This is a genomic window from Curtobacterium sp. NPDC087080 (assembly GCF_044745105.1).
Taxonomy (GTDB): Bacteria; Actinomycetota; Actinomycetes; order Actinomycetales; family Microbacteriaceae; genus Curtobacterium.
In genome coordinates, this window is record NZ_JBIUZP010000003.1 from 509466 (window position 1) to 523505 (window position 14040).

A 14040-nucleotide genomic window follows, 5' to 3' on the forward strand; every position below is an offset into this window, starting at 1 on the left:
TCCCGGTTCTCCCTTCCCTCCCCTCACCCGACCCACAGCACCACGAGACCCGCACCACGAACGGAGCCTCCATGCGCACCACCACCCGACTCGGCGTCGCCACCGCAGCCCTCGCGGCGACCGCCCTCGCCCTGACCGGATGCGCCGCCGGTTCGTCCGCCGGCACCGCGGCGTCGAGCGCCAGCGCGAAGACCGCGACCGGTCCCGCGATCGACCTGTCGGGCGTCTGCCCCGCGACGGTCGTCGTCCAGACCGACTGGAACCCCGAGGGCGAACACGGCCACCTGTACGAGATGCTCGGCCCGAACCCCTCGATCGACGCCTCGGGCAAGACCGTCACCGGTGACCTGTACGCCAACGGCAAGAGCACCGGCGTGCAGCTCGAGATCCGCGCCGGCGGCCCCGCGATCGGCTACACCAAGGTCGCCTCGCAGATGTACCAGGACAAGGACATCACCCTCGGCTACATGTCCACCGACGAGCAGGTGCAGTTCTCCGGCAACCTGCCCACCACCGCCGTCTTCGCTGAGAACGACTCGTCCCCGATGTCGATCATGTGGGACCCGAAGACCTACCCCGACGTGGACTCCATCGAGGACCTCGGCAAGGAGCTCGAGAAGAACGGCGGCGTCGTCCGCTACTTCAACGGCGCCGCGTACATGACGTACCTCGAGCAGTCCGGCATCCTGCCGAAGCAGGTCCTCGACGGCAGCTACGACGGCACCCCGTCGAAGTTCGTCTCCGCCGGCGGCAAGGACGCCCAGCAGGGCTTCGCCACCGCCGAGCCGTACATCTACCAGAACCAGGTCGCCGCCTGGGGCAAGAAGGTGGCGTACAAGCCGGTGTCGAGCACCGGCTGGAACCCGTACCCCGAGGCGATGTCGGTCCGCACCGGTGACCTGTCGAAGCTCACGCCCTGCCTGAAGAAGCTCGTGCCCGTCATGCAGCAGGCGGACGTCGACTACCTGAAGGCGCCGCAGGCCACGAACGACCTCATCACGCAGCTCGTGCAGCAGTACAACAACGGCTGGACGTACGACTCGAAGGTCGGGGCGTTCGCAGCGAAGCAGATGGTGGACCTCGGTCTGGCGAAGGACACCGACGGCTACATCGGCTCGATGGACGAGCAGCGCATGCAGGACTTCATCGACAAGGCGAAGCCCGTCTTCGCCGGCACCGGTGACGTGAAGAGCGACCTCGCCCCGTCCGACCTGTACACGAACGAGTTCCTCGACAAGTCCATCGGTCTGGGCAACTGACACCGGGTCGGCCGCACGTCCGTCGTGTCGGCCGACCACCCACCGGACGGGAGGCGCGGCACACGTCGTGTGTCGTCCCTCCCGTCCGTCGTCTCCCGCACCACCCACCCCACAGGAGTGAGCATGACCACCGTCACCCCCGCCTCCACCACCGTCGCCTCCGCAGAGGCGCTCGCCGCGCTCCACGCCGAGCTCGTCGACCTGCTCGGTGAGCGCGGCGTCAGCGCCGACGAGCGCACCCGGGCCCGCGCCTCCGTCGACGAGGCGACCATGAGCCCCGTGCTCAGCGCGCAGCTGCCGCTGGGACTCGCCGACCTCGTCGCGTACCCGGCGTCCGCGGAGCACGTCGCCGCCACGCTCACGGCGGCCGTCCGACACGGCGTCCCGGTCACCACCCGCGGCAAGGGCACCGGCAACTACGGCCAGGGCATCCCGCTGCACGGCGGACTCGTCCTCGACACCTCGCGAGCCCGTGCCGTCGTCGAGGTCGGCGACGGGTGGATCACCGCCGAGGCCGGCGCCTCGATGGTGGCCCTCGAGCAGGCAGCGGCCGCCGCCGGGCAACAGCTCTGGATGTACCCGTCGACCGCGCAGTCCACCATCGGCGGGTTCCTGTCCGGTGGCTCCGGCGGCACCGGCTCGATCGCGCACGGCTCGAACTGGCAGGGGTTCGTCACCGCGCTCGACGTCGCACTGCCCGGCTCGGACGAGCTGCTGCACGTCGAGGGTGACGAGGCGCAGCCGTTCGTGCACACCTACGGCACGGCGGGTGTGATCGCCCGGGCGACCGTCCGGCTCGAGCCGCTGCAGGAGTGGCGCGCCGTGTACGCGTCGTTCCCGACGTTCGAGGACGCGCTCGTCGCGGTGCGGACCCTGCGCGGGCTCGACCCGGTGCCGCGGCTCGTCAGCGCCGACCGGCCGGAGGTCGCGGCCACGCTGCCCTCGGACACGGCGATCCCGGACGACCGGGCGAGCCTCCGCGCGATCATCGACGACGTCGTGCTCGACGAGGCCCGCGCCCTGGTCGAGCAGGCCGGCGGCACCGTGTCCGACGTCCGTGAAGGCCTGCAGCAGACCACCAAGGTGTCGATGCTGTCGTACAACCACCCGATCTGGTGGCTCAAGCGGAACACCCCCGACACCGAGTACTTCCACGTCGAGGTCGGTGGCGAGGCACTGATCGACCGGATCGCCGAGGTCGAGGCCGTGTACCCGGGCGGGATGCTGCACATCGAGGCGGCGCACGTCGGCCCGATCGGCATGCTCACCGCGCCGTACACCGGGGCCGAGGACGTCTACGCCGGGTACCCGGTGCTCCGTGACCTGGGCGTCCGGGTGCACAGCCCGCACCAGTACTACGTCGACCACGGGGTCGAGGAGCTGGTGGCCCTGAAGCGGCGCACCGACCCCGAGGGACTGCTCAACCCCGGGCACGTCATCGACCCGTCGCTCGTCGTCAGCGGCGGCTCGACCGCGTCGGCGCAGCCCGTCGTGCCGGGGTTCGGCAAGTGAGCGGCGCGGTGCGCTCGCGTCGGCTGGCGGAGCTGTCGGGACCGGCGGTCGCCGCCGGCTTCGGACCGGACACGATCGTCGTGCAGCCGACCGGGGCCGTGGAGCACCACGGACCGCACCTGCCGCTCGTCACCGACTTCCTGCTCGCCGACCACATCGGCGGCGCGGCCGTCGAGCGCGCCGCTGCCGAGGGCCTCGACGTCTGGCAGTTGCCCACGCTGGCGTTCACGAAGTCCGACGAGCACAGCTGGGCACCGGGCACCGTGTGGCTCGACGAGTCGACGATGTTCGACACCGCGGTGCAGATCGGTCGGGCCGTCGCGCTGACGGGTGCCGGGTCGCTCGTCTTCGCGAACGGGCACGGCGGGAACGTCGCCCTGCTGCAGGTCGCGCTGCGGGAGATCCGGAAGCGGTACGGGCTGAAGACGTTCCTGATGCCGACGCTCGCGCGGATGCCCGGCCCCTCCGGCGAGGACGCGGACGAACGAGGGCTCGGCATCCACGGTGGCGCGGCCGAGACGTCGATGATCCTGCACCTGCGTCCCGACCTGGTGGACATGTCGCTCGCCGAGCGGTGGGTGCCGGACCACCTGGCGGAGTTCTCGCGGATCCGGTTCAACGGTGGTCCGGTGTCCTTCGGGTGGCTGTCGAACGACTTCGGTACGCCGGGGGTCGTCGGGGATGCGAGCCGTGCGACCGCGGCGTACGGGCGGGCGCTGTGGGACCTGTCGCTCGACGAGGCCGTGGCGTCCCTGCACGAGATCGCCCGGTTCGACCCGGCGGTCGCGGAGCCTGCGATCGGCGCCGACGCGGGTGCTGCCGGCGCAGGTACTGCCGGCTCGGGCGCTACCAGCGCGGGTGCTGCTGGTGCTGATGCCGGTGCCGGTGCCGGCGCTGGTCCGCTCGCGGCGGACGTGGTGGCGGTGCCGTGACCGTCCTGCCGGGGCAGGCGGTGGACGAGGACTCCGACGCCGCCGCCCCGGCCGACCCGCTCGAGCTCGCGGCGACCTGGCTGCCGTCCACCGAGGACGGCCCCGGCCCGACCATGACGCTGTCCACGCTCGGGATCGACGGCTACCCGTCCGCCCGCACCGTGCTGCTCTCACGCTTCGACGGCGAACGCCTGCACTTCCACACCGACAGCCGCAGCCGGAAGGCCGCCGAGCTCGCCGCGCTCCCCCGCGCCGCCGTCACCCTCGTCTGGCCCCGGGCGGCACGGCAGCTCGTGGTCGTCGGGGACGTGGCACCCGTCACCGACGCCGAGGCCCGCGCCGCCTACGCTGCCCGGACCAGGTACCTGCAGGTGCTCGCGTGGGTGAACGACCACGAGGCCGCGGCCGACACCCCCGCGCGCCGACGGGAGCTCTGGGCGGCGTTCGAGCACGAGCGTGTCGGCGCGGACCTCGAGCCGCCGGCCACCTGGGCGGGCTACGCGGTCACGCCGGTTCGGATGCTCTTCTGGCGGGGCGCGACCGACGCCGCGAGCAACCGGCTCGCGTACGAGCGCCACGACGACGGCTCCTGGTCGCAGGAGTCGTGGCCGGGCTGATCAGCCAGCGGCACCCGGCATCACCGGATCAGGCTGAGCGGACGATCTCCACCTGACGGGCCGGCAGGGCGTTCTTCGATGCTGACGCCAAGCGCGCCGGCAACACCACACCAGCGGTCCGCGCCACGAGGTAGTCGACGAAGACACCGACGGAACTGTCGGCGCTCGGCTGATCATCCTCGCGGCGCATGTCATCGGCGCCTCGGACGTCAAGCGCGCCGTCGACATCCATGACCGACACTTGCCGGACCCCGTCGCGCGTCTTGACGAAGACGTTGGCGAACCCGCCCACTGCCTCGATGCGACGGAGGAGCACCGGAAGCCGTTCGTCCTCGAGTGCGACCACCACCGGCGATCGTCCCTCGACGTCGACGACCTCGAGTTCGATCTCCGCGAAGCGGCCGACCGCCAGAGAACGATCGACTTCCTGACGAAACGCGTCGAGTTCATGCATCGTGCTCGCGCCTGCCCTTCATGTCCCGGATTGTAACGGCGTACTCGAAGACGCGGTCCGACGCCTGCTCGAAGAACCTGTGGACGTCATCGACGCAGTGCAGCGGCGCGATCGACGAGACCGAGCCGTTCGTGTGGTGGAGGTGGACATGTCCGTGACAACAGTCCGCCCGGGCCCGTTCGACCCACTGCCCGTCGAGATCGACCGCGAGCACCACGATCGCGAAGTCGACGAGCTTGCCGTCACACCGGAACAGTCGATGGTCGATCCGGATCGTGTCAGCATCATCCACACTCTGGAACCAGGAACGCTCGGAGCAGTGGTCACGATCGGGCGGGCGGTACTGGCCGCGATCCTGGTGGTCGAGACCCGCCGACATCTCCTCGTGAGCGCGACGTCGGTCCCGTCGTGCTCGCTGCGTGCGCCGGATCATGCCGGAACGATAACGGCGGCTCGAGCAGACTGGCCAGGAGTCTGTATGCACGCACGGTGCTGCACGGCACGGCACGCGAATCGACGTCAGCGCAGCGTGATCTCCTGGATCGTCGCTGTCACCGTCGAGGGGTCGTCGGCCGAGGTCTGCACCGAGCACGACCACGCGACCCGCTCCGTCGCCGTCCCACGCTCCTCGCGCTGCACGGACGACTCGCCCGTCACGGAGGCCGACGCCGCCCCGCTCGGTCCGCCCGCACCCTGCTCGACGCCCGTCGAGCGGATGTCGACGACCTTCCACGGGGTCATCCCGTACTCGTCCCGCCACCACGCGACGATCGTCGGCCCCACCTTCGTCTCGCACGCCGCCCGCGCGACCCCGTCGAACGCGGTCTGCTGCCGCGTGCACCCGGTGAGCGCGACGAGGACCACCACGACGGCCGTGGCCGCGACGGTCCGACTCCTCATGCCCTCATCGTGCCGGACGCCGCGCCGGCCGTACAGCCCGGGGACGACGGAGCGCGCGTCGGGGCCCGCGGCCCGCGGCGTCGAGCGTCGGGCGCCGGGCGCCGGGCGCCGGGCGTCGAGCGTCGAGCGTCGAGCGTCAGGCGTCAGGCGTCAGGCGTCGAACCACGTTCCCGACGTCGAACCACGTTGGACACCTGGTTCGACGTCGGAACCGTGGTTCGACCCGCACACGGAGCCGCACGCCGACGCCCCGCCGAGCGACGACCCGCACGTCCCGCCCTACGCCCCGCCGAGCGCCCGCGTCGCGAGGTGCAGCGCGAGCCGGGTCTCCGGGTCGCCGAGGTCCACCCCGAGCAACCGCTGCACCCGGTCGATCCGATCCGCCACGGTGTTCCGGTGCACCCCGAGCACCGCTGCCGTCTCCGCCACCGAGGACTCCGCGTCGAGGTACGCCGCCAGGGTCGAGCGCAGCGCACCGCCCCCGCGCTCCAGCGGCGCGAGGAGCTGCTCCGCCGCCGGCAGGAACGTGTCCGTCTGCGTCCACGCGAGCAGCAGTTGCGCGAGCCCGAGCCGGTCGACGTGCACGAAGAAGCCGGACTCCGGTCGCGCAGCAGCCAGGCGGACCGCGTCACCCGCCTCGCCGAGCGTCCGCACGAGTCCCGCCGGACCGGCGTGCACGCTGCCGACACCGACGTTCGTGTCGACCGCGGAGCGCAGGGCGTTCTGCGCCGCACGCACCGAGGCGGCGACCGCGGCGACCGCGGCACGGTCGGGTTCGTCGACGGTCGAGGACCAGAGCGCCCACCCGTCGGTCTGCTCCACCACCACGACGTCGAGCCCGTGCCCGTCGAAGGTCGTCTCGACCTCGCGCCGCAGCGCCACGGCGTCGACCGGTCCCCGTGCGACGAGCCGGACACCGACGTGCCACGCGTCCAGCTCCCACCCCGCGGCGATGGTCCGCTGCACCAGGGGCGGCGCGGGCGCTCCGTCAGCGGCGCGGAGGTCGTCGAGCATCGCCATCCGGTACCGGGCGTCGCGCTCGTCGTCGAGCCGGGTGAGCACGAGCCGGTGCCCGGCCGCGACCGCCGCCACCCGGAGCGCCGTCGCGAGCACCGCCCGCTCGGCGCGCAGCGGCGTCGTGGTCCCGACCGCCAGCCAGGCCCGCGGCCCGATGCCGGTCGGCACGGGCACGGCCACGACGGTCTCCCGGTCGTCGCTCGCCCAGACCGGTTCGCTCGTCCCGACCGTGCGGGCGAGCAGCGCCGCGGTCGCCGGTGCGACGCCGGCACCACGGAGCGGGCGACCCGACGCGTCGAGGAACCGGACCGCGTGTCCGAGCTCGCTCTCGAGCCGCACGAAGAGCTCGTCGAGCGCGGGTCCGGCGTCGAGCCCGATTCGCGCCGCGGCGACGGCGGCACGAGCAGCGGGCGCGTCGCCCGACCCGATGAGCTCGTGGACCCGGACCGAGGCGGCCCACGGGTCCGGGGTCGCGACCACCGCGACGCCGAGCCGCTCGGCCAGCGCCGCGGTCCCGGCTCCCGGGAGCGGCGTCCCGTCGCTCACGCCGACGACGAGCACCGCGACCCCCGCGGACGCCGCGCGTCGGAGCAGCACGTCGAAGCGGGCGTCGAAGCGCTCGACCGGGGTGAGGAGGACGACCGCTCCGTCCCCGGACCCGAGGAGCCGGCCGACGTGCTCGGGCGGGCCGACGAGTCCGCGCACCGTGCCGACCGTGCCCGACGCCGGTCCGACGAGCAACGTCGTCCCCGCCGGCAGCAGGGGCAGGAACTCGGCGACGGGGATCACGCGACGACCTCGGGGACCGCGTCGGCATCGATGCCGAAGGCCCGCGGCGAGACGCGTGCGGTCCGGTGCGGGGACGCCCACCACCACGGCGCCCCGGGCAGCACGAGCACCGCGAGTTCGTCCCCGACCCGGGCCCGCTCGGTGGTGACGGGGCGCAGGGACCGTGCGTCGACGACCACGATGCAGCTCGGTGTGCTCGCGACCGGTTCGCCGTCCACCAGGCAGTGCACCCACTCGCTGCCCGCCTCGACCCGGGCCACCGCTCCGGTGGCGGCGTCGCGGATCGCCATCGAACCGTGGACGAACGCGACGGCGTCCCCGCTGCGCTGCACGTCGAGCACGCGGCCGCGGGCGACGAGCCGGGCACCGTCGAGCCCGCCGACGAGGTCCTCGACCCCCGCGGCGTCCGCAGCGGTCCGACCGGTCCGCAGTGCCCGGTCGACGCTCCCCGTGATGCAGCGGCCCGTCAGCACCTCGGCGTCGACGGGGCCGACCGCGAAGGCCGCCCACCCGCCGCTGTGCGACACCGCCTCGCGCCACACGGTCTCCAGGTCGCGGGGATCGGCCGTGTCGACCACGATGCGCAGGCCGCTCGACGTCACCGCCGCCGCGGTGACCGCCGGCAGCCCGTCGACGAACAGGGACAGCTGGTCGATGCGCGGCGTCGCCCGACCGACCAGGTCCGCGTCGACGAGCGGCAGGCCCGCCGCGTGCGCCGTGAGCGCCGCCGCCGGCCCGGTGACGCCACCGATCTGCGCGGCCACGACCGCGTCGGCGCGCCGGCCCGCCCACCGCTCGACGGCGGCGAGCGCACCGGGCAGTTCCCGCCCGCTCGGCGTCTTCTCCTCGAGCACGGTGGTGGAGCCGACGAGTCCGACCGCCACGACCGCGCCGAGACGGGCGTCGACGGGGACGACGGGCACCTCGCCGGTCCCGAGCGCCCGCCGGAGCGCGTGCGCCATGTGGTCGACCTGGCCGCCACCGCCGCACCCCAGCAGCGCGGTGCCGCGCGCGAGGTCGTCGACGTCGTCGGCTCGGAGGCCCGTCACGGCTCCGTCACGCTGCTCGCCCTGGTGCACACCAGCGATCCTCGCGCATCGGCGCCGCTCAGCGCGCCCCCACCGGGGTGCGCTCGTGCAGCTGCTCGACCGGGACGAACTCGTCGTCCAGGCCGAAGCACGACGGACCGAAGACCGCGAGGGCCTCCGGTGTGCGCATCAGGTCGGGCGTCGAGACCCCGATCACCCGGACACGCTGCCCGTAGCGCAGCCGCTCCGTGGTGATCGGTTCTGCGGTCTCCGCGTCGAGCACGCAGATCAGGTCCGGCACGACGGCGACCAGTCGGCCGTCCCGCCGCGCGACGAGGTTCTCGTTCTGGAAGGCGATCTCCAGCTCGGAGCCGTCGGCACCCTGCACGACCGCGCGACCCTTCGCGAACCCGTCGACCGTGCGGCGCTCGACGTCGACGACCTTGCCGTCGAAGAGCTCGCGCAGGTGCGTGTAGATCGTCTGTCCGAACGCCTCGGCGAGCCCCTCGACGGGGTCGCGGTGCTCCTCGCGCGCCCGACGGATCGCGCGCCCGACCGACAGCGCGAGTGAGAGGGTCCGGGGTACCGCGGTCGCGCGCACCTGGCCGCCGGTCATGGCGTACTCGGCGATGTACGCGACGCCGCCGAGCCGGATCGTCACGCCGCGGGCGAGCCACTCCATCTGACGGTTGTCGTGCCCGGTGTCGATCACGACGCCGTGCCCGTTCTCGTCGCTGATCGCGAGCGGGGACCCCGGCACCCCGTAGACCGAGAACGTCTCCATCTGCAGTTCAGGGAACGCACGGCCCATGCCGTCCGCGTCGACGACGGGCAGGCCACCGGTCGCGCCGACGAGCAGCGGGATCATCGAGTTGATGCCACCGCACTCGATCGGCATCGTCGCGGTGGCGGTCTTGCCGAGGTGCGCCTCGAGCCGCCGGAGGGCGCCGAGCGGCTCCGGACCCGCCGGCAGGCGCTCGAGCACGACGGTCGGGGCGCCCATCTGCGCGGTGGGGATGACGAGCGCGTCGTCCGGCACCTCGGACGGGTCGAGGACCGTCACCGGGCCGTGCTCCTCGATCGCCGCCTTGACGAGCAGCATCCCGATGAGCGGGTCACCCCCGCCGCCGGTGCCGAGCAGTGCGGCGCCGCGGGCGAGGTCTTGCAGGTCGTCGACGTCGATGGTCCAGCTCATGCGTGTTCTCCCTCGCTGACGGTGCCGTCGTGGCGGACCGCCGGGGTGTCGTAGCCGAAGTACCGGGGTCCGGCGAGCGCGAGGCCCGCCGGGGTGTGCCAGCGCGGGTCGGCCGGGGCGGTGACGATCCGGATGCGCGCGCCGAACCGCAGTCCCTCGGTGGTGATCGGTTCGCCGGTCTCGGCGTCCAGGGTGACGATCAGGTCGGGGGTGGTGGTGCGGACGGAGCCGGCCACCTCGACCAGCAGGTGCTCGTTCTGGAACCGGAGCACGGCCTCCAGCCCGGTGTCCCCGCCGGAGCCGGCGATGCGGGCGGTCCCGCGGGCGAAGCCGGTGACGGTCTTCCGTTCGACGTCGGCGACCTTGCCCTCGAACACGACGGTCCCACCGAGCACCGCACTGACGGCGGCGACCGGGTCCTCGTTCGCGGCACGGGCGCCGACGAGGGCCTCGCCGATCGCGACGCTCAGCGACAGGCTGCCGCGGACGTACGACTGCTTGAGCTCGGCGCCGGACATCGCGTACTGCGCCGTGATCGCGGAGCAGCCCATCTCGACCGTCGCGGTGCGGGCGAGCCGTTCCGCCCACCGGTTGTCGACGGTGGTGAAGACGGCGGTGTTGCCCTTCTCGTCGGCGAGTGCCATCGGGGTCGCGCTGATGCCGGACAGCGTCGGCAGGACCATCTGGACCTCGGGGAAGGCGCGGCCCATGCCGTCGCCGTCCACGAGCGGCAGGCCGAGCTCGGCGGCCGCGACGATCGGGCTGGTGGAGTTGACGCCGCCGACCTCGATGCAGGCGACGTGCGTCGGTGTGACGCCGAGGTGGGTCGCCAGGCTGCGGATCGCCTCGGCGAACTGCGCGCCGGACGGCAGCTTCTCGACCATCACGGTCGGCGCGCCGATCATGGCGACGTTGAGCACCACGGCGTCGTCGGGCAGGTCCTCGACCTGGACGACCGGCACCGGGCCGTGTTCGCGGACAGCGGCCTCGGCGAGCAGGCGGCCGATGTACGGGTCACCGCCGCCGCCGGTGCCGAGCACGGCGGCACCTCGGGCGAGGGCGGAGCAGTCCTCGCCGATCTCGGTGATCGGGCGGACGGTGGGCGTCGTCGGACGCGTGTCCGCACCCGGGGCCGTGACCGTCGTGGTCATCGGACCAGCGCCCCGAGCGCGAGGTCACCGACGGCCTTGGCGCGGATGCGTGTGGCGTTGCCGGGCAGGTACGGGATCGGGACCTCGTCGAAGTCCACGATCGCGACGCTGGACGGGTCCGCGCCGGCGGCGACGGCACGGTCGACCGCTTCCTGCCGGGCCTCGTCGACCACGGCGGAGCGCTTGCCGTCGCTGATGGCGTAGACCTTGTCGACCTCGCCCGAGACCTGGGCGATCGCGGCGCCGATGGCGTTGGCCACGGAGTAGTGCTCGGGCCGGTGCACGGTGCCGAGTCCCGGGAGGGAGTCGGGCAGCAGGACGGAGCCGCCGCCGACCGCGACCACGGGCAGTGGATCCGACGAGGTGCGCATGCGCTCGACGACGTCGGCGACGCGCTCGGCGATGACCGCGAGGGCCCGCTCGGCGACCTCGGCCGGCACCCCGGCGACGCGGGAGACGTCACCGATCGCGCCCCGGCCACCGCGGACGGCCACGTCGGTCGCGGTCAGGGTGCCGCCACCGAAGACGAGCCCCTCCTCGGTGAGCCGGTAGCCGACCGAGTCCGGTCCGACCAGGGCGCCGTCCTCGCGGATGCGGGAGCCACCCCCGATGCCGATCGACAGCACGTCGGGCATCCGGAAGTTCGTGCGGATGCCGGCGACGGCGACCTCGCCGGTGGCCTCGCGCGGGAACCCACCGGTCAGCACGCCGACGTCGCTCGTGGTCCCGCCGACGTCGACGACCGCGCAGGTGTCGAAGCCGGACAGCACGGCCGCGCCGCGCATCGAGTTCGTCGGTCCGGAGGCGAAGGTGGCGACCGGGTACCGACGGGCGTACTCGACGTCCATGAGCGTGCCGTCGTTCTGGCTGAGGAACAGGGGCGCGTCGATGCCGCTGCCGGCGACGGAACCGGACAGCCCGTCGACGATGCGCTCGGCGAGTTCACGCAGCGCGGCGTTGATGATCGTGGCGTTCTCGCGCTCGAGCAGCCCGATGCGGCCGATCTCGCTCGACAGCGAGAACGCGACGTCGGGCCCGAGCTCGGCGGCCATGATCTCCTGTGCCCGCTGCTCGAACTCGTCGTTGATCGGCGAGAACACCGACGAGATCGCGATCGAGCGGATGCCGGCGGCGCCGATCGCCTCGGCGTGCCGCTTCAGCTCGTCCGGGTCGAGCTCCGAGATGACCCGCCCGTCGAACTCGTGGCCGCCGTGTGCCAGGAAGGCCCGGCCCTGCACGGCACCGACCAGGTGCTCGGGCCAGTCGGTGAACGGCGGCAGGGATGCGGTCGCCGGCAGGCCGAGGCGCACGGCCGCGGTGGGGGCGAGCCCACGGGCCTCGATGAGTGCGTTGATGAAGTGCGTGGTGCCGATCATCACGCCGTCGATGTCCGCCGAGGTGAAGTCGCGCTGCTCGCGCAGGCCGGCCAGTGCGGCGACGATCCCGGAGGTGACGTCCTGGCTGGTCGACCGCTTCACGGCCGCGGCGACCGTGGTGCCGTCCATCAGGACGGCGTCCGTGTTCGTGCCGCCGACGTCGATGCCGATGCGCATGGGGTTCCCTTCGGGGTGGTGCGTGCTGGTGGTGCGTGCTGGTGGTGCGTGCTCGAGTGGTGCTGGAGCGGGGGCCGGGCCGACCGTGCCGTGTCCGGATCAGGGAGCCGCGGCACGGTCGGCGGCCAGGTGGCGGTCGGCGAGGGAGCTGCCGACCGCCGGCTTCAGGGCGCCGGTGCGGGTGCCGGAGCGGCCGCCGGGGCCTCGCTGGTCGTGCCGCCGTCGACCGCTGCCGGTGCCTGTTCGGTGCGGCTGATCCCGACCCCGCGGACCCAGCCGGCCTTGCCGGCGATCACGTAGAGCACGAAGGCGATGACGACCGAGTTGATCGACGGGATGCCGACGGCGACGAAGTACCCGACCAGTGCGGCGACCGCCCAGATGACGAGCGTCGCGGGGACCCACGTCGGGCTCGTCGCCGGGAGTCCCTCGCTCTCGCTGAGCTCGCGGCGCCAGCGCTTCACGACGAAGTACTCGGCGACCATGATCCCGGCGATCGGCGGGAACACGACGCCCAGCACGATGAGGAACGGGGTGAAGGCGTCGAGGAACCCGACCGCGGCCAGCACCGACCCGACGACACCGAGCACGAGGGTGACGACGCCGCGGTTCACCTTGCGGCCGAACACCACGTCGATGAAGTTCGTGACGCCGAGGCTCGAGCTGTAGATGTTCCAGTCGTTGATCTTGAACGTGCCGAGCAGGATCACGAGGATGCCGACCCAGCCGACGCTCGACGTGATGACGCGGGTGATGTCGGACGACCCGACGGCGTGGGCGAGCAGGACGCCCGCGAGCCCGATGACGTACTCCCCCAGGGTGACGCCGAGCGCCGTCTGCTTCACGACGTCGCCGACGGAGCGGTTGAAGCGCGTCATGTCCGGCGTGATGACGGCGCCGACGATGAAGCCACCCGCCACGAGCGTGGTGCCGGCGACGAAGCTCAGTTCCGGTCCGGCCGGGGCCTTCGCGGCGAGCTCGGCGATCGAGTGCCGGCTCAGCTCGACCGTGACCGCCCAGCCGACCAGGATCAGGAACAGCGGCACCGTGATGTTCGCGAGCCACTGCATCGAGTGGAAGCCGCGGAGCACGATCGCGGTGACGAGCAGGCCGAACACGAGCGACCACGCCCACGCGGGCAGGACCGGCAGGATCGCGACGAGGCCGGCGGCGGAGACACCCGACTGGATGCCGAACCAGCCGATCAGGCTCAGGCCGATCGCCAGACCGACCAGTGCCGAACCGGCCTTGCCGAACCCGGTCCACCGGGCGATGACCGAGGTGTTGAGGCCCTCGCGCATCCCGATGATGCCCACGAAGACCGACACGATCTCCAGGATCACGGCACCGAGGGTGATGGCCCAGAAGGCCTGCCAGAAGCCCATGCCGAAACCGAGCGTGGCACCGAGCAGGAACTGGGACAGCGCGGAGATCTGTCCGAACCGCTGCACCGCGACCTGGAACCAGCCGTAGCGGGCGGAGGCGGGGACACGGGACAGGGAGTGGTCGTCGACGACGACGGTCGGGGCTGGTGGTGCTGACGCTGCACTGGCCATCGGATGCTCCTGGGGGAAGGTGTGCCGGCCGGGGCGACCGGGTTGGAGCAACCGTAGTGACGGCCCAGGAGCGAGAG

General features: G+C 72.8%; 13 protein-coding genes. 4 read left to right on the plus strand and 9 right to left on the minus strand.

The genetic code is table 11. From position 1 onward, the window contains the following. Nucleotides 1–71 precede the first annotated feature (71 nt). The 4 genes from ACIPEQ_RS10680 to ACIPEQ_RS10695 all read left to right on the plus strand — a co-directional run bounded on the left by ACIPEQ_RS10680 (nt 72) and on the right by ACIPEQ_RS10695 (nt 4320). On the plus strand, nt 72–1259 hold the full coding sequence (locus tag ACIPEQ_RS10680) for an ABC transporter substrate-binding protein (RefSeq protein WP_402715121.1): 1188 nt from the start codon (nt 72–74) through the stop codon (nt 1257–1259). Nucleotides 1260–1382: 123 nt separating this feature from the next. Beyond that, nucleotides 1383–2771 carry an FAD-binding oxidoreductase gene (locus tag ACIPEQ_RS10685; RefSeq protein ID WP_402715122.1) on the plus strand — a complete coding sequence of 463 codons (1389 nt, stop codon included), beginning with the start codon at nt 1383–1385 and terminating at the stop codon, nt 2769–2771. Next, nucleotides 2768–3703, plus strand: coding sequence for a creatininase family protein (locus tag ACIPEQ_RS10690; RefSeq protein ID WP_402715123.1), 936 nt, complete (start codon nt 2768–2770; stop codon nt 3701–3703). Before ACIPEQ_RS10685 ends, ACIPEQ_RS10690 begins: the two co-directional genes overlap by 4 nt. Continuing rightward, nucleotides 3700–4320, plus strand: coding sequence for a pyridoxamine 5'-phosphate oxidase family protein (locus ACIPEQ_RS10695; protein WP_402715124.1), 621 nt, complete (start codon nt 3700–3702; stop codon nt 4318–4320). Before ACIPEQ_RS10690 ends, ACIPEQ_RS10695 begins: the two co-directional genes overlap by 4 nt. A 28-nt stretch (nt 4321–4348) precedes the next feature. On the opposite strand, the gene ACIPEQ_RS10700 is transcribed toward ACIPEQ_RS10695, so the two are convergent. The 9 genes from ACIPEQ_RS10700 to ACIPEQ_RS10740 form a co-directional block, all read right to left on the minus strand. After that, nucleotides 4349–4774: a hypothetical protein gene (locus tag ACIPEQ_RS10700; RefSeq protein ID WP_126891890.1), complete on the minus strand. Its 426-nt coding sequence runs from the start codon at nt 4772–4774 to the stop codon at nt 4349–4351. After that, a complete protein-coding gene (locus ACIPEQ_RS10705; protein WP_402715125.1) occupies nt 4767–5066 on the minus strand; it encodes a hypothetical protein in 300 nt (99 codons plus the stop codon). The genes ACIPEQ_RS10700 and ACIPEQ_RS10705 overlap by 8 nt, the downstream gene beginning before the upstream one ends. A 227-nt stretch (nt 5067–5293) precedes the next feature. Further along, nucleotides 5294–5674, minus strand: coding sequence for a hypothetical protein (locus tag ACIPEQ_RS10710; RefSeq protein WP_402715126.1), 381 nt, complete (start codon nt 5672–5674; stop codon nt 5294–5296). Between the two features lie 279 nt (nt 5675–5953). Next, complete coding sequence (locus ACIPEQ_RS10715) at nt 5954–7480, minus strand: PucR family transcriptional regulator (protein ID WP_402715127.1); 1527 nt, start codon at nt 7478–7480, stop codon at nt 5954–5956. Next, nucleotides 7477–8559, minus strand: coding sequence for a DUF917 domain-containing protein (locus ACIPEQ_RS10720; RefSeq protein WP_402715128.1), 1083 nt, complete (start codon nt 8557–8559; stop codon nt 7477–7479). The genes ACIPEQ_RS10715 and ACIPEQ_RS10720 overlap by 4 nt, the downstream gene beginning before the upstream one ends. A 28-nt stretch (nt 8560–8587) precedes the next feature. Continuing rightward, on the minus strand, nt 8588–9703 hold the full coding sequence (locus tag ACIPEQ_RS10725; RefSeq protein WP_402715129.1) for a DUF917 domain-containing protein: 1116 nt from the start codon (nt 9701–9703) through the stop codon (nt 8588–8590). After that, the gene (locus ACIPEQ_RS10730) at nt 9700–10854 is read right to left on the minus strand and encodes a DUF917 domain-containing protein (protein WP_402715130.1); all 1155 of its coding nucleotides are present in this window, start codon (nt 10852–10854) and stop codon (nt 9700–9702) included. The genes ACIPEQ_RS10725 and ACIPEQ_RS10730 overlap by 4 nt, the downstream gene beginning before the upstream one ends. Then, nucleotides 10851–12407, minus strand: coding sequence for a hydantoinase/oxoprolinase N-terminal domain-containing protein (locus tag ACIPEQ_RS10735; protein WP_402715131.1), 1557 nt, complete (start codon nt 12405–12407; stop codon nt 10851–10853). The genes ACIPEQ_RS10730 and ACIPEQ_RS10735 overlap by 4 nt, the downstream gene beginning before the upstream one ends. A gap of 164 nt (nt 12408–12571) precedes the next feature. Continuing rightward, on the minus strand, nt 12572–13963 hold the full coding sequence (locus ACIPEQ_RS10740; protein WP_402715132.1) for a purine-cytosine permease family protein: 1392 nt from the start codon (nt 13961–13963) through the stop codon (nt 12572–12574). Nucleotides 13964–14040 lie beyond the last annotated feature (77 nt).

What these genes read in the sequence shown, in the direction of transcription:
- ACIPEQ_RS10740 (WP_402715132.1), bottom strand. Translation starts at nt 13,963, where the DNA reads ATGGCCAGTGCAGCGTCAGCACCACCAGCCCCGACCGTCGTCGTCGAC.
- ACIPEQ_RS10735 (WP_402715131.1), bottom strand. Translation starts at nt 12,407, where the DNA reads ATGCGCATCGGCATCGACGTCGGCGGCACGAACACGGACGCCGTCCTG.
- ACIPEQ_RS10700 (WP_126891890.1), bottom strand. Translation starts at nt 4,774, where the DNA reads ATGCATGAACTCGACGCGTTTCGTCAGGAAGTCGATCGTTCTCTGGCG.
- ACIPEQ_RS10725 (WP_402715129.1), bottom strand. Translation starts at nt 9,703, where the DNA reads ATGAGCTGGACCATCGACGTCGACGACCTGCAAGACCTCGCCCGCGGC.
- ACIPEQ_RS10710 (WP_402715126.1), bottom strand. Translation starts at nt 5,674, where the DNA reads ATGAGGAGTCGGACCGTCGCGGCCACGGCCGTCGTGGTGGTCCTCGTC.
- ACIPEQ_RS10685 (WP_402715122.1), top strand. Translation starts at nt 1,383, where the DNA reads ATGACCACCGTCACCCCCGCCTCCACCACCGTCGCCTCCGCAGAGGCG.
- ACIPEQ_RS10730 (WP_402715130.1), bottom strand. Translation starts at nt 10,854, where the DNA reads ATGACCACGACGGTCACGGCCCCGGGTGCGGACACGCGTCCGACGACG.
- ACIPEQ_RS10680 (WP_402715121.1), top strand. Translation starts at nt 72, where the DNA reads ATGCGCACCACCACCCGACTCGGCGTCGCCACCGCAGCCCTCGCGGCG.